Origin of the sequence: Janthinobacterium aestuarii (assembly GCF_051380835.1) — a bacterium.
GTDB lineage: Bacteria > Pseudomonadota > Gammaproteobacteria > Burkholderiales > Burkholderiaceae_D > Janthinobacterium > Janthinobacterium aestuarii.
This window is the reverse complement of the sequence record NZ_JBNYXU010000006.1, coordinates 118,100-138,873: the sequence shown is the minus strand read 5'-3', so window position 1 is coordinate 138,873 and position 20,774 is coordinate 118,100. Positions and strand designations below refer to the sequence as shown.

Below are 20,774 nucleotides of genomic sequence, written 5' to 3'. Positions count from 1 at the left end.
CATGCGCGGCGCGAAGGTGCAGCCGGCCTTCCTGGTCGGCATCGACCTGGGCACCACCAACACGGTGGTGGCCTATGCAGATGCTACCGATACGCAGGCGGGCATCCAGCTGCTTCCCATCGAGCAGCTGGTCGCTCCCGGCGAAGTGGGCGCACGCCCGCTGCTGCCGTCCTTGCGCTACCACCCCGCTGCCGGTGAACTGGCGGCGGGCGACTTGCAGCTGCCGTGGCCACAGCAGGACGTCGATCACGCCGTGCTGGGCGCCCTGGCGCGCCAGCTGGGCGCCCAGGTACCGGGCCGGCTCGTTTCCAGCGCAAAGAGCTGGCTGTCGCATGCGAACGTGGATCGCCAGGCACCCATCCTGCCGTGGGGCGCCGATAGCGATGTGGCCAAGGTGTCGCCCGTGGCGGCCAGCGCCAGCTACCTCGCCTACGTGCGCGCCGCGTGGAATCACCGTTTCCCGGATTCTCCGCTGGAAGCTCAGGAACTGGTACTGACCATCCCCGCCTCGTTCGACGAGGGTGCGCGCGCACTCACCCTGGAAGCAGCCCGCATGGCGGGCTTGTCCACCTTGCGCTTGGTGGAAGAACCGCAGGCCGCTTTTTATGACTTTCTGCAGCGCCGGCGCGCCACCCTGCGCGACGACCTGGCCGACACGCGCCGCATTTTAGTCTGCGACGTGGGCGGCGGCACCACGGATTTCAGCCTGATCGACGTCACATTCGAGGATGGTGAACCGCAGCTCACGCGCAGCAGCGTGGGCAACCATTTGATACTCGGCGGCGACAATATGGACCTGGCGCTGGCCCACCTGGTGGAAACGCGCATGGCCGCAGGCAGCGAAGGCGGCATGAAGCTGTCTGCCGCGCGCTTGTCGCAGCTGATGGAACGCTGCCGCGCGGCCAAGGAGCTGCTGCTGTCGCAGGACGCGCCGGACAAGGCCACCGTCACTTTGCTGGGCGGCGGATCGCGTTTGATCGGCGGCAGCCGTTCAGCCGACGTCACGCGCGAGGAAGTGGCGGCCATGGTGGTCGACGGCTTCTTCCCGAAGGTGGAACTGGGCGACACAGCGAAAAAAGGCCGCGCCGGCATCGTCGAATTCGGCCTGCCGTATGCGCAGGACGCGGCCATTACGCGCCACCTGGCCAGCTTTCTGCAACAGCATCAGGGTGCACTGCCCGACACCCTGCTGCTGAACGGCGGCGTGTTCCGCGCCGACGCGCTGGCGCGCCGCCTGGCGGAAACCCTGGCGCACTGGCGGGGTCAGCCCCTCACCATCCTGCATAACGATAATCCCGACGTGGCCGTGGCCCGTGGTGCCGTCGCCTACGCGCTGGCGCGACGCGGCCAGGCACCGCGCATCGGCGGCGGCTCGCCGCGCAGCTATTTCCTCGTGCTGGGCGACGCGGGCAAGGACCACCGCGCCGTGTGCATCCTGCCCCGTGGCAGCGCCAGCGGCGAAGAAATCCGCCTGACGGAGCGCCTGTTCGCGCTGCGCCTGGGCCGGCCCGTGCGCTTCCACCTGGCGACGTCCCTCTTTGAGGCGGGCACGCCGCCGCAACTGGGCGAGATCGTCGATCTGGACGCTGGGGAATACTTGCGCCTGCCGCCGCTGGCCAGCGTGCTGCAAGCGGAAAGCGGCGAAAAGCGCGACATCACCGTGCAGCTGGCAACCGTCATGACGGAAGTGGGCACACTGGAAGTGCACTGCGTGGCCGAAGCCGATGCCGGCCAGCGCTGGCTGCTGGAATTCCAACTGCGCGTTGATAAGGAAGAGCAAGGCGATGGCGAGGCTCAAGCCGTTTCGCCACGCATCAAGGAAGCGGTCGAGAAGATCGAGCGCATCTTCGGCGGCAAGGCGCAAAAGGTCGAGACCAAGGAAGTGCGCCAGCTGCGCCAGCACCTGGAACGGGGACTGGGCGGACGCGAAAGCTGGGACACGCCGCTGTTGCGCCAGCTGTTCGACGCCCTGATGCTGCGCGCGCGCGGCCGGCGCCGCTCCGCCGAGCATGAGCGGGTCTGGCTGAACCTGGCCGGCTACTGTTTGCGTCCCGGCTACGGCGATGCGCTCGATCCATGGCGCATCGAGCAGCTATGGGCCCTGTTCGACACGGGCGTCCAGCATCACAAGGATAACCAGGTGTGCGCCGAATGGTGGACTTTATGGCGCCGCGTGGCCGGCGGCTTGAGCACGGAGCAGCAATTGCGCCTGCTCGACGACTTCGCCTTCAACCTGCAAGCCGACGCGGCCCAGCGCGGCAGCCGCCCCGTCACCCTCGTCAACGGCAGCGACGACGACATGCTGCGCCTGGGCGCCTCGCTCGAGCGCATCCCCGGCGCCTACAAGGCCGAAGTCGGTGTCTGGCTGATCAAGCGCTTGGAAAAGGCCGGCCGCGAAGCGGCGGACACGCACACCCTGTGGGCGCTGGCCAGGGTCGGCGCGCGCCAGCCCTTCCACGGCAGCGTGCATGAAGTGGTCGACAGCGCCACCGTGGCCGAATGGCTGCACGTGCTGCTGGCGCTGGACTGGAAAAAGACGGAACCGGCGGCCTTTGCCGCTAGCCACTTGGCGCGCATGACGGGCGACCGCTCGCGCGACATCGCCGACGAGCTGCGCGCCACTGTGCTGACCCGCCTGAAAGCCGTGGGCGCCCCGATACTGTGGCAGGCGATGGTCAGCGAAGTGACGCAGCTCGACGAAGCGAATACCAAGCGCATGCTGGGCGAGGCGCTGCCGCCGGGGTTGAAGCTGATCGGGTAATTTATCCTTCGCTACGCTCCCCGCGATACCGTGGCAAGCCATCTGCCAGCTTCACCCACTCCAGCTGCGTGTCCGTATAGATATGGCTGTGCGGCGGCAAGCACCCTGGCTCATCGAGACTGCCAGTGGTCAGGCCGACCTCGTCCGGGGCGCGCTCATCCTCGAACGTCAGCTGCGTGCCGCAGCGGGGGCAAAAACTGCGCGTGCAGTGTTCGCTGGACGCATATGGTGCAACCTGCCCCTGCAGCCAGCGAAAATTCGCCCTCGGTACGCTGAACCAGGCGACAAACGGCGCGCCCGACGCGCGGCGGCACATCGGGCAATGGCAGGCCGTTTCATGGAAGGCGCCCGTGCCCGCTTCGTAGCGCACGTCGCCGCATAAACATCCTCCGCTCAGCATGGCATCCTCCTGCAAATGAAAAAGGCGCCCAGTTTAGCGCCGCTGCGGCGCCACGGTTTGCGCTAGATCACGGCGACGATAAACAGCAGCACCGCCAGCGGCGCCTGCACCAGCACGATGCCCGGATGCGTGCGGCGCAGCTGGGCCCACACGGACAGGCCAGGCACTTCCTCGTGCGGATGGTGGGCTTCGTCGCGCAGCGACATCGCGTGCAGGAACATGCCGGCGATCAGCGGGCCGGGATTGACCCACCAGCCCTGCTCGAGCAAGCCGCGCGACAAATAGATGGCCAGCGCGCCGATGGCAAACGGCGAGGCCCATACCAGCGCCAGCATCAAACGGATGCCATAGAATTCAGCCAGTGTCCCCATGCGGTGCAGGCGGCTGACATCGCGGTCTTCCATGCGCTGGTCGATGGCCAGCTCGGCGCGGCCGTACAGGGTCCACAGGCCGCCGAACAGGCAGCCCAACAGCACGCCGATGACGATATCGGCCGCGAACACCACATATTTGTTGACGTCGGCCGTGCCGATGCCCAGCGAGGTGTGGGCGGCCGCATGCAGGTGCAGGCCGGCCTGCTCGCCTTCGGCCGTCGTATAGCGGTCGCGCACGTCATGGGTGCTGCCGATATACACGACGTCCTTGCGCGGCGCCCCGGCGTCCACGCCGGCCTGGCCATCGGCCAGTTTGACGCGCGTGCGCGTGGGGTTCAGGAATTGCGGCGCCACAGCGGCCGGGTGAAACGGCGCGGTGACGGCGTTCTGTTCGGCCGCCGCCTTGGCGTCGCCGCGGATGACGGGTTCGAACGCCCGGCGCGCCAATGTCTTCTCGCTGCCCGTGCGCCGCGCCAGCTGGCACACGCGGCCGGCCAGCGCCACCACTTCCTTTTGCTCGGACAGGGCGGCCGGCATGGGCTGCTTCTGCTCCTGCTCGTCGGCGCCATGCGCCAGCTCGAAGGCCACGGCCGCCAGCACGGGGCTTTTCAGCTCGATGCGCGTGACGGCGCCCATGCGTTCGCGGATGCGCGGACTGGCAAAGTGGATGCCGGCCGCGCAGCGCGCGCGTATCCACGGCAGGTTCGCGTTGCGGTCCGATTGCTCGGGCAGGATCAGCACCAGCTGCCGGCCATCGGCGGCCAGCCGGTCGAGCAGGCCGTCCAGCGGCCGCTCGCCCTCCTTGTGCTGTTCGTACACGGCCGGCGCCAGGTCCAGGTCGATGGCCAGCACCTTGCTGCCGCGCGCCGCGGCGCTGGCGATCAATTGCTCCAGGCGCGAGCGCTCCAGCGGTTCGCGTTCGTCGAAGACCTGTTCGAACGCAGGCTGGTCGATTTCGATGATGCCGGGCCGGTAGGCGGCGCCCGGGTCCTTGCCACGGTCCAGTAGTTGCTCCTGCGCCGCGCTGGCGCGCAGCATGGCCGCATCGAGCCATTCGAGCACGTGAAACCCTTCCAGCGCCAGCATCAGCGCGGCGATCAGGCTGGCGCCGATCACGTGGTGCAGCAGATGCGTGCCCGTCAGCTTGAAGGCCGAGCCCAGCTGGACGGCCGGCCACAGCAGGCGCCGCCAGAGCGGCGGGCGCGGTTGATCCGGCTGGCTGGTTTCCACGGTGCGCTCCCTTGCGTGCGATGCTGAATATCATTCAAGCAATAAATGATGACGAAAGGATAGTGTATTGCAGTTGTGCCCGTTTCGCCGCACGGCTGGCACGGGCCAACCCGGCAGCCTACTTCGGCCTGGCCAGCAGCAGCTTGCCCAGCGCCTCGAAGGCCGGCGTGGTGGTCGGGTCGTTGGCCGCATTGGCCGCCGTCGGCGTCGAGGCGAAACGCACGATCACCATTTCCGCCTTCGGATCGATGTAGATGCGCTGGCCGTACACGCCGCGCGCCATGTAGGCGCCATGGTCGTTATGCGTGACCCACCACATGTCGCGGTAGCTCCAGCCCTTGAGCAAATCGTAGCCGCCCTTGGCGAACAGCTGCTTGTCGCCGCCACGGCGGATATCGTCGACGGCCGCCTTCGGAATGATTTGCTGGCCGTTGTAGCGGCCATCGTTGCGCAGCATCTCGCCAAAGCGGGCCAGGTCGCGCAAGCCCGCACTCAAGCCGCCGCCGGCAAACGGCGTGCCCGTCGAATCGACCGACATGTAGCCATCCTGCTCGGCGCCCAGCTTTTGCCAGACATGCTCGGACAGGTAGTCGTTGACGCTCTGCCCCGTGACTCTGGCGATGATCCAGCCCAGCACGTCGGAATTGACCGTGCGGTAGCCGAAGCCCTCGCCATGTTTTCCCTCATGCCGCACCGTTTGCAGGTACTCGAAATAGCTGCGCGGCCCCGTGTAATCCGTGGGCTTGGGCAGCGGGTTGCCGGCCGCCGCGTGCTGCCACACTTCCGCGTTCGGGTCGGCGTAATCTTCGCTGAATTTCAGGCCCGTGGTCATGTCGAGCACCTGGCGCACGGTGGCGTCGCCAAACGCGGACTTGCCCAGTTCCGGCACGTAATCGGCCACCTTCTTGCCCGGATCGAGCTTGCCTTCGGCCACCAGGGCCGCGCCGATGGTGCCCATCACGGACTTCGTTACCGACATGGCGCCGTGCTGGCCGCCTTCCTTCAATACGCCGAAATAGCGCTCATACACGATGCGGCCCCGGTGCAGCACGACGATGCCGTCCGTGTAATTGGCGCCCAGCGACTGCTCCCAGGTCATCGTGTCCTTCGCGCCCAGGGGCGTGAAGCGCAGGCTGTCGATATCCTTGCGCAGCGCGCGCGGCAAGGGCACGGGCGCCTTCAAGCCGCGCGACACCGCCACCGTCGGCATCAGCTGGCGGAAGTGCGACACGCTCCAGCGCAGCTGCGGGAAATTGAAATAGCTGCCATCGTCGAAGCGGATGATTTTATCGGCCGGCGGCGGCGCGCCCACCATCCATTGCAAGGTTGCCGGATCGCTGGCGGCGGCCGACAGCGGCGCCGTCGTCTCTGCCGCATGGGCGCCGGCGGCCAGCGCCAGGCAGGCTGCGGCCAGGGCCAGGCGGCGGGTTGGTGGCAGTGTCGTCATGCATTTCTCCGGTCATGGCTGGCGCCCGCGGCGGCGCTCGCTTCATGCGAAGCATGCTAACAGAGAAACTTTTTATCTTGTCCTGCGGCATCCTATTGTGCGGGCCACGCGCTGAGACAATCGTCTCACGCGCGCGCCATGCTGCAGCGCAGGATGCGCGGCCCGGCGCTTCGTGCTAAAAACGGAGACAACAAGCAAAACACCATAAAAACCAGACCCGAGACACTGGAGAGCGCCATGCCCTACGTCCGCCAGACCAGCCATATCGACCGCGTGCGCGACCTGATCGCCGGCCGCATCGTCAATCCGGGCGCCGATACGGCCAGGCTGGCCTCGTCGTACCGGCGCTCGCTCGACGATTACCGGCTCGACCCCGCCTCCACCACGGGGCCGCGCATCCTGACGGGCGCCGAACTGCGCGCCATCCAGCAGTCCGAGGAGGACTTCCTGCGCTCCACGGGCCAGTGCCTGCCGCGCCTGCACGCCATGGTGCGCGAAGCAGGTTATTGCGTGATCCTCGCCAATGCGCGCGGCGTGACCATCGACTACGTGGTCGACACGGGCCAGCGCAAGGATTTCAAGAAGGCGGGCCTGTATCCCGGTTCGTGCTGGTCGGAAGAAGAGGAAGGCACGTGCGGCATCGCTTCCGTGCTGCTCGACCAGGAAGCCATCACCGTGCACAAGACCGACCATTTCCGCGCCGCGTTCACGGGCCTGACCTGCAGCGCAGCGCCGATTTTTTCGCCGCACGGCGACTTGATCGGCGTGCTCGATGCGTCGGCCCTGAGTTCGCCCGACGCGCGCGACAGCCAGCGCCTCGTCAAGCAGCTGGTGCGGCAAGGCGCGACCCTGATCGAGGACGGCTTTTTTCTCAAGTCCTACAGCCATTGCTGCATCCTGCTGGCGCACCGCAACCGCCATTTCGTGGAAGTGCAGCCGGAGATGCTGCTGGCCATCGACGAACATGGCGACATCGTCGCCGCCAACCGCTGCGCGCGCGACGTCATCGCGGGCCTGGACAGCCTGCCGCGTCCCGTCGCCGAGGTGCTGGAAGTGCGTGCCGAACGGCTATTCGATGCGCGCGCGGGACGCAGCCTGCTGTCCTTGCGCCTGGCCGGCGGCAGCACGTGGCTGCACGCCCGCGTGCGCGCACCGCTGCGCCAGGCCAAGGCGCGTCCGCGCGCCATGCGCGAAGCGCCCGTCGCGCAAGACGTGGTGGCCTACACGGCGCCGGAACTGGCCGAACGCACGCGCATCGTCCACGCCATGAACGCCGCAAAATGGCGCCCGCTGCAAGCGGCCGCCATGCTGGGCATCTCGCGCGCCACCCTGTACCGGCGCCTCAAGCAGCTGCACATCGTGGCGCCGCACCGGCAATGATGCGACAAACGCGCTGAGACTTCCGTCTCAATCGCCGCCATGCTGCGCTGCGCAATGCGGCGCCGGAACGCAGGTGTTACAACATCGTCAGCGGCAACACAGCCGCATCCCATCATAAAGTCAGCAGACTTGGAGGAGACACGATGCAAACCGATATCAACCCGCACGACTTGGCCGTGGCCGGCATCCTGGAGCAGCTTGAAGGCTTTCTTCGCACCAGCGACGGCACGGGCGCCGCGCAATTGTTCGAACAGGATGGCTACTGGCGCGACCTGGTGCTGTTTACCTGGAACCTGAAAACCCTGGAGGGCCGCGAGCAGATCGCCGCCATGCTGGCCGCCCAATTGGGCGCCGTGCAGCCTGTTTCCATCCGCATCGCCGACGGCGAACATGCGGTGGAAGCCGGTGGCGTGCTGCAAAGCTGGATCACGGTGGAAACGAACGTGGCGCGTGGCGTGGGCTTCATCCGCATCCGCGACGGCAAGATCTGGACCTTGCTCACCACCATGAGCGAATTGAAGGGTTTTGAGGAAGCCAAGGGCGGCCGACGGCCCATGGGCGCCGAACACGGCGCGCGCACCAACCGCAGCAGCTGGCTGGAAAACCGCGAGCAGGATGCAAAGGAACTGGGCTACGCGCGCCAGCCCTACTGCGTCATCATCGGCGGCGGCCAGGGCGGCATCGCGCTGGGCGCGCGGCTGCGCCAGCTGAACGTCCCCACCATCATCATCGAGAAAAATGCTCGCCCAGGCGACAGCTGGCGCAAGCGCTACAAATCGCTGTGCCTGCACGACCCCGTCTGGTACGACCACATGCCGTATATCCCGTTTCCCGACAACTGGCCCGTCTTCACGCCGAAGGACAAGGTCGGCGACTGGCTGGAGATGTACACCAAGGTGATGGAACTCAATTACTGGGGCTCGACGTCCTGCGAATCGGCCAGCTTCGACGAGACCACGGGCGAGTGGACGGTGCAAGTGCTGCGCGATGGCCAGCCCGTCACTCTGAAACCGAAGCAGCTGGTACTGGCCACGGGCATGTCGGGCAAGGCGAACATGCCGAAGTTCAAGGGCATGGACGTGTTCCAGGGCGAGCAGCAGCACTCGTCGCAGCATCCGGGGCCGGACGCCTATGTAGGCAAGAAGGTGGTGGTCATCGGCGCGAACAATTCCGCGCACGATATCTGCGCCGCCCTGTGGGAAGCGGGCGTGGACGTGACCATGGTGCAGCGCTCGTCGACGCACATCGTCAAGTCCGATTCCCTGATGGACCTGGCCTTGGGCGACCTGTATTCGGAACGGGCGCTGGCGGCCGGCATGACGACGGCCAAGGCCGACCTGACTTTCGCCTCGATCCCGTACAAGATCCTGGCCGACTTCCAGAAGCCCGTCTTCAAGGCCATCCGCGAGCGCGATGCGGATTTTTATGCGCGCCTGGAAGAACGGGGCTTCATGCTGGACTTTGGCGACGACGATTCCGGCCTGTTCATGAAATACCTGCGCCGCGGCTCCGGCTACTACATCGACGTGGGCGCCTCCGAGCTGGTCGCCGAGGGCAAGATCAAGCTGAAAAGCGGCGTCGGCGTGCAGGAGCTGAAAGCCCATTCCATCGTGCTGTCGGACGGCACGGAACTGCCGGCCGACCTGGTGGTGTACGCCACCGGCTACGGTTCCATGAATGGCTGGGCGGCGGATCTGATCTCGGCCGAGGTGGCGAACAAAGTAGGCAAGGTGTGGGGGCTGGGGTCAAGCACGACGAAAGACCCTGGACCGTGGGAAGGCGAGCAGCGCAATATGTGGAAACCCACGCAGCAGCAAGCGCTGTGGTTCCACGGCGGTAACCTGCACCAGTCGCGCCACTATTCCCAGTACCTGTCGCTGCAGCTGAAGGCGCGCATGGAAGGGTTGAACACGCCCGTGTATGGGCAACAGGAGGTGCATCACCTGGCATGATCGTCTTGCATGTCGGCGCATGTCGGATTACGTGCGGCTTTGCCGCGCTAATCCGACCTACTGTCGAAAAAGCGGTGGATTTTGGCCCGCCGCTTCTTGCGGCACCTGCAAAACCACGTAGGTCGGATTACACACGAAGAAATGGCGGCGGACCGAAGTCCGCCGCCATTTTTGGTTTGCAGTGATATCTGTTCAGCACCACACAAACGTCTGACACAAATCGTAGCGAGCGGCGATGATTTGCGGCTAAGAAGCGCAACCGTGCTTGAGCACGGTGAGTATCGCAGGCCGCAAAGCGCGACGCGCAGTCGATTTTGTCACACGTTTTACTGCTTGATCGCTTCGATCGCGAATGTCAGGGTGACGTCATCGCTGACGGCTGGCGCATATTTGCCGGCATTGAATTCCGAGCGCTTGATCTTGGCCGTGGCGTTGGCGCCGCAAGCGTCTTTTTTCAGCATCGGATGCGGTGCGCAGGCGAACGAGGTGACGGTCAGGGTGACTGGCTTGGTCACGCCTTTCAGGGTCAGATTGCCTTCAACGGAGGCCAGCTTGTCGCCGTCGAAATTGAACTTGGTCGATTTGTAGGTAGCGACAGGATACTTGGCCGTGTCGAGGAAGTCTTCGCCCTGGATGTGCGAGTTGAACAGGGTCGAACCCGTGTCGACGGACTTGGTGTCGATCAGTACTTCGACGGCGCCCGTCTTGGCGGCGCGGTCCAGCGTGACCTTGCCGGTGGTGTTATTGAAACGGCTTTGCTGCGTCGAGAAGCCCATGTGGGTGTACTCGAAACGGGGGAAAGTATGGCTGCCATCGATGACATAGACTTCTGGAGCGGCAAAAGCGGACAGCGAGAAGCCGGCGGCGGCGATAAAAGCGAGCAGTTTTTTCATAATGGATTCCTGATAGGAGTGGAGGATGTCAAAACCGCAAGCAGCTGCAGGCGGGAAGCGCTGCGGCTGATTGTCTGGCTTCAGTTGCAACAGATTATGCATGGCATGAAGATCGATGTAAAACGGAAAATATGCCTAGTTAGCATCGAAAAAATCGATAATAAAGGCAATGATGTCCATGACAGCGCCTTCTGCTGCCGATTATTGTCTGCATTGCCAAAAATATCCAGCGTTATCCGGTCCGCAGACCATGCAACAAATGCGAATGATTCTTGTTATTATTCTGTGCACTGGTTATCATCACGGCCCTGGCGGGCATGCAGCGGCGCCTTGATTCATCCATAATAGAGCAGATAGAGCAGAACACAGCACAGAAAAAACATGACGGCCGCCCGCCACACCCGCCACGATATGCGCACCTTGAACGCCCATCCCACCGCCTCCCCGCCCCGCAGCCAGGGCCTGACCGCCGGCGCCCTCGCCTGATGCGGGAGCCGCACGCCCAGCCGCCACTGCGCGAAGCGCACGGCGTGCGCCTGCGCCGCTGGGCCTGGACCGCCGCCGGGGCCCTGATGGTGCTGCTGGGGATCATCGGCGCCATGCTGCCCGTCATGCCGACGACGATTTTCCTGATCCTCGCCCTGGCCTGCTTCAGCCGCGCCTCGCCGCGCCTCGAGCACTGGCTGCTGCATCATCCGCGCTTCGGTCCGCCGCTGCGCCAGTGGCGCGAACACCGCGCCGTTTCGCGGCGCGGCAAGACCATGGCTTGCCTGGGCATGGCCATCGGCTTTGTCGCCATGTGCCTGGGCCACCCGCCGTGGTGGGTCATCGCACTGGTGGGCGCCATGGAAATCGCCGTCCTCGTCTACCTGCTGCGGCGCCCGGAAGGCCCTGCCGCCAGCGGGGCAGAATCTGCCCGCGAAGAGGGCAATGGCGGGCAGTAAACCGCCCTGTCCGCATTCAAAAAACGGCAAGTGAGCCGAACTGCACATAAAAGCACTGCGATGCATCCGCAGAGAGCGGCGAACTTTTCACCAAGATACGGCTCTCTCGCCCCCGTCCACGTGATTAAATTCGGCAAGAACGCCGCTTTCCCGCTTTTTCAACCAACAAACAGACGCATAGACATTATTTGCATATTCAAAGCAAGATTCTGTCGTAGGAGTAATAACACGATCGGAGGTATACTACGCAACCGACGTAACAGGCTGGGCGATTTGGCCCCTGCAAGCGCGCCTGTCACGGTCCAATAAAAAAGGAAACACTGCATGACCATATCACACCGTACGCCGGTGATTCGCATCGATGGCGCGAACAAGACCTTCGCGCTGCCCAAAGGCGAACAATTCCACGCGGTCAAATCGGTCACGCTGGAAGTCTATCCCGGTGATATTTTCGGCCTGATCGGCAAGAGCGGCGCCGGCAAATCGACGCTGCTGCGCCTGATTAACCTGCTCGAGCGTCCCGACAGCGGCACCATTACCGTGGCCGGGCGCGAACTGACACGCCTGGGCAAGAGCGAATTGCGCGACGCGCGCCAGAATATCGGCATGATTTTCCAGCAGTTCAATCTGCTGCAAAACGCCAGCGTGTTCGACAACGTCGCCTTCCCCCTGAAAATCCATGGCACGACGAAGGGCGAGCAGATCGCCGCCAGAGTCGAGGAATGCCTGGCGCTCGTCGGCCTGTCCGACAAGCTGCACAGCTATCCGGCGCAATTGTCCGGCGGGCAGAAGCAGCGCGTGGCCATCGCCCGCGCCCTGGCCAGCCACCCCGACGTGCTGCTGTGCGACGAGCCGACGTCCGCCCTGGACGCGGAAACGACGCGCGCCCTGCTCGACACCCTGCGCGACATCAATGCGCGCCTGGGCGTGACCATCGTCATCGTCAGCCATGAGCTGTCGGTGCTGGGCGCCATCTGCAACCGCGTCGCCGTCGTGGAAAAAGGCGCCATCGCCGAACAATTCGATCTGAGCGACACGGCCACCCCGCGCAAGACGGCGCTGGGACGCGAGCTGGCGTATTACGGCACCGAGGCGTTTGAAGCCACCGCATGGAAGGATGCAACACATGTTTGAAGAATCGATCAATAACGTCATCAACCTGCTGCCGGAAATCTGGGTGGCGCTGGGCCAGACCATGACGATGCTGGGCATTGGCCTCACGGCCGCCATCCTGGTCGGCGGCCCGCTGGGCATCTTGCTGTTCCTCGTGTCGGAAGGCCAGTCGCTGGAAAACCGTCCGCTGTCGATGATCCTCGGCTGGCTGGTGAACACCGTGCGCAGCTTCCCCTTCATCATCCTGCTCGTCGCCCTGACGCCGTTTACGCGCATCATCGCGGGCACGTCGATCGGCCCGCTGGCAGCTGCCGTGCCGCTGTCGTTCGCCGCCATTCCCTACCTGGCGCGCCTGGTGGAACAGAACCTGCGCGAAGTGCCGCGCGGTGTGATCGAGGCGGCGCACGCCATGGGCGCGTCGGAAATGCAGATCATCTTCCGCGTGCTGCTGGTGGAAGCGCGCTCCGGCCTCGTGCTGGCGCTGACCGTGCTGTCGATCAGCTTCCTGTCGTATTCGGCCGTGGCCGGCGTGGTGGGCGGCGGCGGCATCGGCGACCTGGCCATCCGCTACGGCTACTACCGTTTCGAGACGGACATCATGGTCGCCACCGTGGCCATCCTGATCGTGCTGGTGCAAACCATCCAGTTCGCCGGCACGCGCATCGCCAAGCGCCTCGACAAACGTTAATTCATCTTCAGTATTTCAGTACAAGGAAAAGCATGAACCACATTCGCCGCACCCTGCTCGTCGCCGCCGCCAGCCTGGCCTTCGCCACCGCCGCCCACGCCAAGGACCCGAAAGAACTCGTCATCGGCACCAGTTCCGGCCCCTACTCGGACCAGCTGAAACTGGGCATCAAGCCTATCCTGGAAAAACAGGGCTACAAGGTCAAGATCGTGGAATTCAACGACTACGTGCAGCCGAACTACGCGCTGGCCGAAGGCTCGCTGGACGCCAACGTGTTCCAGCACATCGTGTATCTGACCAAGTTCGCCACCGATAACAAGCTGCCATTGAGCCCCTTGATCACCGTGCCGACCATGCCGATCGGCCTGTACGGCGGCAAGCAGAAAACGCTGGCCGACGTGAAGAACGGCGCCACCATCACCATGCCGAACGACCCGACCAATCAGGCGCGCGCGCTGGTCATGCTGGCCAAGATGGGCTGGATCAAGCTCAAACCGAACGTCGACCCGTTGCGCGCTTCCGAGCGCGACGTGCTGGAAAACCCGAAGAAGCTGAAGCTGGTGCCGCTGGAAGCGGCGCAGCTGCCACGTTCGCTGGCGGACGCCGACTACGCTTTCGTCAACGGTAACTTCGCCCTGGCCGCCGGCATGAAACTGACGTCGGCCCTCGCCGTGGAAAAGATCTCGGACAGCTACATCAACCTGGTGGCCATCCGCACGGCCGACAAGACCAAGCCATGGGTCAAGGACCTGGAAGCGGCCTACCGCTCGCGCGCCTTCCTCGACGCGACGAACAAGTATTTGGCCGGCTACGAAAAGACGGACTACCAGCTGGCGCTGGAAAAGACGCTGAAAAAATAAGGCGGCGCATGGCATGCAAAAAGACGGCCAGGTTCACACCTGGCCGTCTTTTTTATTGTCCGCGCCGTGTGGGCGCTGTCATGCCATGCTTAGAAGCGGTAGCCGACACCTACGCCGATCAGGACTGGGTCAATCTTGACTTCGCTGATCTTGGTGCCAGCAGCCAGTACGTCGCTGCGGATCTGCACTTTCTTGATGTCGAAGTTCAGGGACCAGTTTTTGTCCAGCTTGTAGTCGACACCGGCTTGCAGCGAGAAGCCCCAGCTGTCATGTTCCAGGCGGCCGGCGCCGTTCAGCAATTTCACGTCCGAGATATTCGTGTAGTTCACGCCGGCACCCACGTAAGGGCTGAACTGTTTTTCAGGCATGAAGTGGTATTGCAACGACAGGGTAGGCGGCAAATGCTTGAACGTGCCGATCTTCGTGCCAGCCAGTGTAACGTCATGCTTTTGCGGATACGTCAGGATCAGTTCGGCAGCGATATTCGGGGTGAAGAAATACGAAATATCAATTTCGGGAATCGTCTTGCTGCTGACGTGAATCTGGTCGGCTGCGGCGAGGCCAGGCACAGCATCAGATTTGTTGGCCGGATCGAGGTGCACGGCGCGCGCACGGACCAGCCATGGGCTTTCCTGTGCCATGGCATTGCCGGCGAATGCGCCGATGGCGGCCAAAACGATTGCTGCTGTGGTTGCGGACTTTTTCATTCTAGTTCCCTCTTTTTTGTCGTTAAGTAACGCTGCGAAGTCTAAGAGTGCAGTGCAACAAAAACTTTGATCCACATCAAATAGTGCTAGATGGCATCACTAGAGGCATTTTTTCCTTTGCCCAGGTCAAGAAAATGTGGCAATGCAGCGTGACCGCTTGCATGGCCTCCATTTCGGCGCGCAATGCCGGCATATGTTGCCCGCCACGCAATCACTACTTGCGCCGATGTCACTGGTTGGCAGGTCAGCTAGCCAGCATAATATTTCCAGTTCGCACGATACAAATGAGAATAGTAATGATTATCATTTGCGATATAATGAATGACCTCGCTAGACGATTACAAAAGGAATGGGAGACATGGATATATTGAGGGAACTGCGTGAATCGGGCTTGAAAGTGACCATCCCCCGCTTGCGGATTCTGCAGCTGTTTCAAGAAGGCACGATCAAGCACCTGAGTGCGGACGATGTCTACAAACTCTTGCTGGCCGAAAAGATCGACGTGGGCCTGGCCACCATCTACCGCGTGCTGATGCAGTTTGCCGAAGCGGGCATTCTGTTTCGCCGCCACTTCGAATCGGGCCACGCCGTCTTCGAACTGAACGAAGGCCAGCACCACGACCACCTGGTCTGCACGGGCTGCGGCAAGGTCGATGAATTCGTCGATGAAGGCATCGAACTGCGCCAGAACGAAATCGCCGCCGAGCGGGGCTTCGTGCTGCACGAGCACGCGCTGTCGCTGTACGGCACCTGCGCCGAGTGCACGGCGAAGAAAGTCCCGCCGCGCAAAGCGTCCTGAGGCAGCGCGTCTGCGCTACACTGCGTGCGCAGCAGTTCTCGACAAAGGAAAGCCATGTACATCGGAGAAATCGCCCGCCTGGCGGGCACCTCGCCCAAGGCCTTGCGCCACTATGAGGCACTGGGCTTGCTGGGGGACGTGCGCCGCTCGGGTGCCTATCGCGTCTACACGCAGCAAGACCTGGCGCAGGTCAAGCTGATACGCCAGGCGCAGGTCCTGGGCTTCCGCCTGGCCGAACTGCTGCCCGTTCTGGCCGGCGACGATACCGACTGGGCCGCCCTGTCGCAGCACATCGCCGCCAAGCGCGCGCAGGTACAGCAGGATATCGCCCGCCTGCGCCAGCTCGACGCGCAATTGGCTGACATCGACACGGAAATCGGCGACTGCCTGGCACGCCAGCGTCTGCAAGAGGCCGCTTGACTCTGCCACTAGGGGCAGGCTTTAGCATGCAAGCTCTTCTTTAACGGACAGCCTGCATCATGACCAAGACGACACCCAAGCGCATTTTGATACTCCTCGGCCACCCGTCCGGCGACAGCTTTTGCGCCGCCCTGGCCGATGCCTACGCCGCCACGGCCCGCAGCGAAGGCCACACGGTGCGCGAGCTGCGCCTGGGCCAGCTCGACTTCGACCCCATCCTGCACGAAGGCTACCGCCAGGTGCAGCCGCTGGAAGCGGACTTGCTGGCGGCCCAGGAAGCCATCAGCTGGGCCGAACACCTCGTATTCGCCTACCCGATCTGGTGGGGCGGCGCGCCGGCCCTGCTGAAAGGCTTCATCGACCGCGTATTCCTGCCCGGCTATGCCTTCAAATATCGCCCGGGCAAGGCTTTCCCGGCGCAGTTGCTGTTGGGCCGCACGGCCCAGCTGCTGGTGACGATGGATACGCCGCCCTGGTATTTCCGCTGGGTCTACCGCATGCCCGGCATCCACCAGCTGCGCAAGACTACGCTGGAATTTTGCGGCATCAAGCCCGTCAAGGTGGCCAGCTTCGGTCCCATTTTGAACGCCTCCGAGCCGCAGCGCGCGCGCTGGTTGGAACAGGCGCAGGCGCTGGCCCGGCGCCTGTAGGTTGCTTGCCATGCAGCCATCTTGCATACGGTTTTGACAAGCTGGTAATCAAGCGGTCATATTCAAAGGCTACCATGATGATATTGCCTGTTTGTCAGTCGCCTTGCTCTCGCGACAACAAGGGTCCGACCGTCATCTAAAGGTAGCCGCTGTGGAGTTCAACGCTTCTCGATTGCATCTTCCCCGTTATCGCACGTCCGTGGCGTCCGACCTGTGCATCGCCACGGAATCCGTACAGGCCGACGCCAGCAATTTCGCCGTGCTGGAACTGTTCACGGAACGGCGCGACATGATGAGCCTGCCCGTCACGGAACAGCACAAGCCCATCGGCTTGATCAGCCGCAACATCTTCATGTCGCAGATGTCCAAGCCCTTCTATCACGAGGTGTACGGCAAGAAGAGCTGCATCGCCTTCATGGACAAGGAACCGCTGATCGTCGACGGCGCCATGAGCATCGAAGACCTCACCTTCCGCGCCGTGGAAGCGGGCGAGAAGGCGCTGGCCGACGGCTTCATCATCACCGAGGATGGCGCGCTGGCCGGCGTCGGCTTCGGCTTGCAGCTGATGAACGTGGTCGCCACCATGCAGGCGGAAAAGAACCGGCAGATCATGCACAGCATCGATTACGCCAGCGTGATCCAGCGCGCCCTGCTGCGCACCTCCGATGCGGAATTGCGCGCCACCCTGCCCGACGCCCACCTGGAATGGCAGCCGCGCGACGTCGTCGGCGGCGATTTCTATTTTTTCGAACGCCACGCGGGCGGCTGGTTTGCCGCCATCGCCGACTGCACGGGCCACGGCGTGCCGGGCGCCTTCATGACCCTGATCGCCTCGTCGGCCCTGAGCCAGGCCCTGCGCGAACTGGGGCCGCACGATCCGGCCGCCCTGATCGGCGCCGTCAGCCGCGCCATCAAGACCTTGCTGGGCCAGGATGGCGCCAGCACCGGCCACCAGGCCGGCTCGAATGACGGCATGGATTGCGCCTTCCTGTGCTACGACACGGCCAGCGCCAGCCTGCGTTTCGCGGGGGCGAAACTGGCGCTGCACGTGGTGACGCCCGGAGAAGACAGCGTGCGCGCCATCGACGGCGCCCGCATGGGCGTGGGCTATGTCGACACGCCGGCCGGCTACTGCTGGCACAACGAGACGCTGGCCATACCCGCCGGCAGCCTGCTGTTTCTCACCACCGACGGCTTGCTCGACCAGATTGGCGGCGCGCGCGACATCGCCTACGGCAAGCGCCGCATGCGCGAGCAGCTGCTGACGCAGCGCGACGCTTCCGCCGGCGACGTGGCGGCAGCCCTGCTGCAGGACAGCGCCGCCTGGCAGGGAGCGCAGCCGCGCCGTGACGACCTGACCTTTTTCTGTTTCCGCCTGTAGTTTTGGCGCCATCGAGCCACCTTATCAACAAGAAACCGGGTCACCGGCTAGCCAGGAGCACGGACGTGCTGTACGAAGAATTCAACGAGTTTTGGGATGTGGCACGCAAGCGCAACATCATCTTTTTTTACGTGGGCTATTTCTCGCAGCACGTGGTGAACGCCATTTCCGAAACCATCAAGGCACGCCTCGACACGGCCGGCGCGGCAGGGCCCACGCGGCGGCGCATCTTTTCCTCGTTCATCGAGATGTCGCAAAACATCATGCACTATTCCGCCGACAGCCTGACGCCCGATGCGCAGCTGGACCAGCAGATGCGGCGCGGATCGTTTTGCATCGGCACGCGCGGCGACAGCTTTTTTCTGCTGTGCGCCAACCCCGTCTCGACGGACAACGTGGCGCAGATCCGCGCCCGCCTGGAGCCGCTGCACACGATGACGATGGAGGAGATCCGCCTGGCCTACAAGAAGGCCCTGCGCGAGGAAGCGCCGGCCGACAGCAAGGGCGCGGGCCTGGGGTTTCTCACCATGGCGCGCGACGCCAGCGAGCCGCTGGAATTCGAATTCGTCCAGGATCCCCAGGAGCCGGGCCACACCATCTTCTGCATCAAAGCCATCATTTGAAAGAGCCGACTCAGGAAAGCATATGCAATTACCGTCACCACTGTTCATCGCCGCGACCCCGAGTTCGCCCGAAATCGACTTCCGTTTCGAGCAGCACACCCTGTCGATCAAGGGCGAGTCGTATCCGGAAAACGCGGCCGCCTTCTATGGCCCGCTGATCGCCGCCGTGCGCGCCTACCTGGAAGGCTGCCGCGAAGCGGCCATCACCGTCAACGTCTCGCTGGCCTACTTCAACAGCTCGAGCACGAAGATGCTGTTCACCCTGTTCGACACCCTGAACCAGGCGGCCGTCGATGGCAACCAGGTACGCCTGAACTGGTACCACGACGAGGACGACGACACCATCCTGGAATTCGGCGAGGAGCTGCAGCAGGACTTCACGGCGCTGGACTTCCACGACCATCCCGTACAGGGCAGCTAGGACATGCGCGCCGCCCTCTCCGAGTCCGGCCTGGAGCCCGACCTGTTCACCGTGGAAGCGGCGGCGCTGGCTGCCGCGCGCCGCATGCACGCCGACGCCAATGCCTCGGGCGCGGAACAGCGGCGCGTGCTCGGTGAACTGATCATCCACTACGAGCGGCTGATGCGCGAGACGCGGCGCCTGATCGGCCGCAGCGACCGCGCCGAGCGCGACATGCATCTGCTGAACCGCCAATTGCAGACCCTGGCCGGCCAGCTCGAATACCGCGCCACGCACGACCCGCTGACGGGCGCCCTGAACCGCGGCGCCGTGATCGACCACGCGTCGCGCTGTCTGGAGCAAGGCGACATGGCGCTGATCGTGCTCGATATCGACCTGTTCAAGCAGGTCAACGACGACTTCGGCCACCCGGCCGGCGACGGCGTGATCCAGGCCGTGGTCGACTGCCTGAAGGGGCTATTGGGACAGGAAACGGCCATCGGCCGGGTCGGCGGAGAAGAGTTTTCCGTTGTCTGGCCCACCTCCTCGCGCGACGACGCGGCGCAAGTGGCGCAGCGCATCTGCGAGACCGTCGGCCGCCAGCGCCATGCGGCGCCCATCACGCGCGCCATCACCGTCAGCGTGGGTCTGAGCTGGAACCGTGCCGGCACGCCGTTCGAGACGGCCTACAGCCATGCCGACCAGGCCTTGTACCAGGCCAAGCGCGAAGGACGCAACTGCGTGCGCCAGTGGCTGGAAAGCTGAATCAGCGCAGCTGCTCGCGCGCCATGCTGCCGTCGCGGCGCATGGCGGCCGCCGCGCGCTGCATGGCCGCCACCTGCGCCTCGGGCAATTGCTTGTTGCAGGCGAGGTAAGTCTGCACGCGGTTGAAGGTCAGCAACGGCACCACCTTACCCTCCCACTCCTTGCCGACGAAAGGCTTGCTGCCCACCGCCATGCCGACGGCCCACAGGTCGATACGCCCCAGCAGCAGCTTTTGCGGATTGAGCCACTCCTGCGTCACGGGCGCCACGTTCATGCCGCGCTGGCGCAGGTAATCGTCGCGCGCGTCGCCGAGCACCGTGCCGATCACCAGGCCGCGCGCATCGGCCAGCGTGCGCAAGGTGAGGTGCCGTTCGGCCAGGCCATACAGTATCCATTCCGCTTCGTTGAGGGGACCGATCCAGCGAAATTGCGCTTCGCGTTCCTGCGTGCGGCTGGTGGAAAAGATGCAGGTGTCGGCTTCGCGCAGCGCCTGCGCATACGCGCGCTTCCACGGCAGCAATTCGATGCTGTAAGCAATACCGGCGCGCGCCATGATGCCGCGCACCTTGAGCGTTTCACGACCCACGACGACATTGCCTTCCATCATGCTCGATGGCGGCAAATGCTCGCCGACGATGCGCAGGCCGGCCGCCGCGGCCAGCGCCGGCATCAGCAGCGCCGCTGCCAGCAGCCGTGCCATACTTGCTTGTTTCATGCTTGCTTTCTTCTGCTACAGGGGATTCAAGCCGATGTTACCATCGGCCCGCAGCGGCATCGCCGCATATGGGCAATTCAATCAACTATTTTCGGCAGCGTGGCAACAAGCCAACGCCAGCAGAACGCCATGCGGGAGGGGATGCGAGGAAAAGTAACTGGCGGAAAACAGTAGGAGTCGAACCTACGGGAGAACGTCTGACGCCCTCCACCGGGTTTGAAGCCCGGCCACATCACCGGATGAGTGTGCTTTCCGCGGTGCCTGAGCTAAGT

The 20,774-nt window shown here is 64.0% G+C and carries 20 protein-coding genes and 1 tRNA gene; 14 read left to right on the top strand and 7 right to left on the bottom strand.

What is annotated here, in order from left to right:
• The first annotated feature begins 1 nt into the window (after position 1).
• The gene (locus ACQ4WO_RS17180; RefSeq protein WP_436482466.1) at positions 2-2,761 is read left to right on the top strand and encodes an Hsp70 family protein; all 2,760 of its coding nucleotides are present in this window, start codon (positions 2-4) and stop codon (positions 2,759-2,761) included.
• Position 2,762: 1 nt separating this feature from the next.
• Here the strand turns inward: ACQ4WO_RS17180 and ACQ4WO_RS17175 are convergent, their stop codons facing one another.
• The 3 genes from ACQ4WO_RS17175 to ACQ4WO_RS17165 all read right to left on the bottom strand — a co-directional run bounded on the left by ACQ4WO_RS17175 (position 2,763) and on the right by ACQ4WO_RS17165 (position 6,212).
• Positions 2,763-3,161: a GFA family protein gene (locus ACQ4WO_RS17175; RefSeq protein ID WP_436482465.1), complete on the bottom strand. Its 399-nt coding sequence runs from the start codon at positions 3,159-3,161 to the stop codon at positions 2,763-2,765.
• Between the two features lie 62 nt (positions 3,162-3,223).
• Positions 3,224-4,765: a CHASE2 domain-containing protein gene (locus ACQ4WO_RS17170; RefSeq protein ID WP_436482464.1), complete on the bottom strand. Its 1,542-nt coding sequence runs from the start codon at positions 4,763-4,765 to the stop codon at positions 3,224-3,226.
• Positions 4,766-4,883: 118 nt separating this feature from the next.
• Positions 4,884-6,212 carry a serine hydrolase domain-containing protein gene (locus ACQ4WO_RS17165; RefSeq protein ID WP_436482463.1) on the bottom strand — a complete coding sequence of 443 codons (1,329 nt, stop codon included), beginning with the start codon at positions 6,210-6,212 and terminating at the stop codon, positions 4,884-4,886.
• A gap of 237 nt (positions 6,213-6,449) precedes the next feature.
• On the opposite strand from ACQ4WO_RS17165, the gene ACQ4WO_RS17160 reads away from it, so the two are divergent.
• Entirely contained in the window at positions 6,450-7,592 is a 1,143-nt protein-coding gene (locus ACQ4WO_RS17160; RefSeq protein ID WP_436482462.1) for a sigma-54-dependent Fis family transcriptional regulator, read from the top strand.
• A 143-nt stretch (positions 7,593-7,735) separates the two neighbouring features.
• Positions 7,736-9,544: an NAD(P)-binding domain-containing protein gene (locus tag ACQ4WO_RS17155; protein ID WP_436482461.1), complete on the top strand. Its 1,809-nt coding sequence runs from the start codon at positions 7,736-7,738 to the stop codon at positions 9,542-9,544.
• A gap of 326 nt (positions 9,545-9,870) precedes the next feature.
• On the opposite strand, the gene ACQ4WO_RS17150 is transcribed toward ACQ4WO_RS17155, so the two are convergent.
• The gene (locus tag ACQ4WO_RS17150; protein ID WP_034756709.1) at positions 9,871-10,437 is read right to left on the bottom strand and encodes a YceI family protein; all 567 of its coding nucleotides are present in this window, start codon (positions 10,435-10,437) and stop codon (positions 9,871-9,873) included.
• Between the two features lie 485 nt (positions 10,438-10,922).
• Between ACQ4WO_RS17150 and ACQ4WO_RS17145 the strand changes: the two genes are divergently transcribed.
• From ACQ4WO_RS17145 to ACQ4WO_RS17130, 4 genes are all read left to right on the top strand, one after another.
• Entirely contained in the window at positions 10,923-11,381 is a 459-nt protein-coding gene (locus ACQ4WO_RS17145) for a YbaN family protein (protein WP_139089806.1), read from the top strand.
• Positions 11,382-11,705: 324 nt separating this feature from the next.
• Positions 11,706-12,515, top strand: a complete 810-nt coding sequence (locus tag ACQ4WO_RS17140) for a methionine ABC transporter ATP-binding protein (RefSeq protein ID WP_436482460.1) — start codon at positions 11,706-11,708, stop codon at positions 12,513-12,515.
• Positions 12,508-13,182 carry a methionine ABC transporter permease gene (locus ACQ4WO_RS17135; protein ID WP_034756701.1) on the top strand — a complete coding sequence of 225 codons (675 nt, stop codon included), beginning with the start codon at positions 12,508-12,510 and terminating at the stop codon, positions 13,180-13,182. The genes ACQ4WO_RS17140 and ACQ4WO_RS17135 overlap by 8 nt, the downstream gene beginning before the upstream one ends.
• Positions 13,183-13,214: 32 nt before the next feature.
• Positions 13,215-14,042, top strand: a complete 828-nt coding sequence (locus tag ACQ4WO_RS17130) for a MetQ/NlpA family ABC transporter substrate-binding protein (RefSeq protein ID WP_436482459.1) — start codon at positions 13,215-13,217, stop codon at positions 14,040-14,042.
• An 89-nt stretch (positions 14,043-14,131) separates the two neighbouring features.
• Here ACQ4WO_RS17130 and ACQ4WO_RS17125 read toward each other — a convergent pair whose 3' ends face one another.
• Complete coding sequence (locus ACQ4WO_RS17125) at positions 14,132-14,749, bottom strand: OmpW/AlkL family protein (RefSeq protein WP_436482458.1); 618 nt, start codon at positions 14,747-14,749, stop codon at positions 14,132-14,134.
• A gap of 358 nt (positions 14,750-15,107) precedes the next feature.
• Between ACQ4WO_RS17125 and fur the strand changes: the two genes are divergently transcribed.
• The 7 genes from fur (at position 15,108) to ACQ4WO_RS17090 (ending at position 19,787) form a co-directional block, all read left to right on the top strand.
• A complete protein-coding gene (gene fur, locus ACQ4WO_RS17120; RefSeq protein WP_034756687.1) occupies positions 15,108-15,548 on the top strand; it encodes a ferric iron uptake transcriptional regulator in 441 nt (146 codons plus the stop codon).
• Between the two features lie 54 nt (positions 15,549-15,602).
• Positions 15,603-15,968: a MerR family transcriptional regulator gene (locus ACQ4WO_RS17115; protein ID WP_046683991.1), complete on the top strand. Its 366-nt coding sequence runs from the start codon at positions 15,603-15,605 to the stop codon at positions 15,966-15,968.
• Between the two features lie 59 nt (positions 15,969-16,027).
• Positions 16,028-16,618, top strand: a complete 591-nt coding sequence (locus tag ACQ4WO_RS17110) for an NAD(P)H-dependent oxidoreductase (protein ID WP_436482456.1) — start codon at positions 16,028-16,030, stop codon at positions 16,616-16,618.
• Positions 16,619-16,790: 172 nt separating this feature from the next.
• Positions 16,791-17,999: a SpoIIE family protein phosphatase gene (locus ACQ4WO_RS17105; RefSeq protein ID WP_436482455.1), complete on the top strand. Its 1,209-nt coding sequence runs from the start codon at positions 16,791-16,793 to the stop codon at positions 17,997-17,999.
• Positions 18,000-18,064: 65 nt separating this feature from the next.
• Complete coding sequence (locus ACQ4WO_RS17100; protein WP_034756676.1) at positions 18,065-18,622, top strand: SiaB family protein kinase; 558 nt, start codon at positions 18,065-18,067, stop codon at positions 18,620-18,622.
• A 22-nt stretch (positions 18,623-18,644) separates the two neighbouring features.
• Positions 18,645-19,043, top strand: a complete 399-nt coding sequence (locus tag ACQ4WO_RS17095) for a DUF1987 domain-containing protein (protein WP_070305130.1) — start codon at positions 18,645-18,647, stop codon at positions 19,041-19,043.
• Positions 19,044-19,046: 3 nt separating this feature from the next.
• Positions 19,047-19,787 (top strand): GGDEF domain-containing protein, encoded by a 741-nt coding sequence (locus ACQ4WO_RS17090; protein ID WP_436482454.1) that lies wholly within the window; start codon positions 19,047-19,049, stop codon positions 19,785-19,787.
• Position 19,788: 1 nt separating this feature from the next.
• Here ACQ4WO_RS17090 and ACQ4WO_RS17085 read toward each other — a convergent pair whose 3' ends face one another.
• A complete protein-coding gene (locus ACQ4WO_RS17085) occupies positions 19,789-20,502 on the bottom strand; it encodes a substrate-binding periplasmic protein (protein WP_235194313.1) in 714 nt (237 codons plus the stop codon).
• 158 nt (positions 20,503-20,660) lie between these two features.
• A tRNA-Sec gene (locus ACQ4WO_RS17080) sits at positions 20,661-20,756 on the bottom strand.
• Positions 20,757-20,774: the final 18 nt, after the last annotated feature.

Bases quoted from the DNA above. Each gene is read 5' to 3' on its own strand.
- ACQ4WO_RS17180 (WP_436482466.1), top strand. From the start codon at position 2: ATGCGCGGCGCGAAGGTGCAGCCGGCCTTCCTGGTCGGCATCGACCTG.
- ACQ4WO_RS17175 (WP_436482465.1), bottom strand. From the start codon at position 3,161: ATGCTGAGCGGAGGATGTTTATGCGGCGACGTGCGCTACGAAGCGGGC.
- ACQ4WO_RS17165 (WP_436482463.1), bottom strand. From the start codon at position 6,212: ATGACGACACTGCCACCAACCCGCCGCCTGGCCCTGGCCGCAGCCTGC.
- ACQ4WO_RS17160 (WP_436482462.1), top strand. From the start codon at position 6,450: ATGCCCTACGTCCGCCAGACCAGCCATATCGACCGCGTGCGCGACCTG.
- ACQ4WO_RS17155 (WP_436482461.1), top strand. From the start codon at position 7,736: ATGCAAACCGATATCAACCCGCACGACTTGGCCGTGGCCGGCATCCTG.
- ACQ4WO_RS17150 (WP_034756709.1), bottom strand. From the start codon at position 10,437: ATGAAAAAACTGCTCGCTTTTATCGCCGCCGCCGGCTTCTCGCTGTCC.
- ACQ4WO_RS17145 (WP_139089806.1), top strand. From the start codon at position 10,923: ATGCGGGAGCCGCACGCCCAGCCGCCACTGCGCGAAGCGCACGGCGTG.
- ACQ4WO_RS17140 (WP_436482460.1), top strand. From the start codon at position 11,706: ATGACCATATCACACCGTACGCCGGTGATTCGCATCGATGGCGCGAAC.
- ACQ4WO_RS17135 (WP_034756701.1), top strand. From the start codon at position 12,508: ATGTTTGAAGAATCGATCAATAACGTCATCAACCTGCTGCCGGAAATC.
- ACQ4WO_RS17130 (WP_436482459.1), top strand. From the start codon at position 13,215: ATGAACCACATTCGCCGCACCCTGCTCGTCGCCGCCGCCAGCCTGGCC.
- ACQ4WO_RS17125 (WP_436482458.1), bottom strand. From the start codon at position 14,749: ATGAAAAAGTCCGCAACCACAGCAGCAATCGTTTTGGCCGCCATCGGC.
- fur (WP_034756687.1), top strand. From the start codon at position 15,108: ATGGATATATTGAGGGAACTGCGTGAATCGGGCTTGAAAGTGACCATC.
- ACQ4WO_RS17115 (WP_046683991.1), top strand. From the start codon at position 15,603: ATGTACATCGGAGAAATCGCCCGCCTGGCGGGCACCTCGCCCAAGGCC.
- ACQ4WO_RS17110 (WP_436482456.1), top strand. From the start codon at position 16,028: ATGACCAAGACGACACCCAAGCGCATTTTGATACTCCTCGGCCACCCG.
- ACQ4WO_RS17095 (WP_070305130.1), top strand. From the start codon at position 18,645: ATGCAATTACCGTCACCACTGTTCATCGCCGCGACCCCGAGTTCGCCC.
- ACQ4WO_RS17090 (WP_436482454.1), top strand. From the start codon at position 19,047: ATGCGCGCCGCCCTCTCCGAGTCCGGCCTGGAGCCCGACCTGTTCACC.
- ACQ4WO_RS17085 (WP_235194313.1), bottom strand. From the start codon at position 20,502: ATGAAACAAGCAAGTATGGCACGGCTGCTGGCAGCGGCGCTGCTGATG.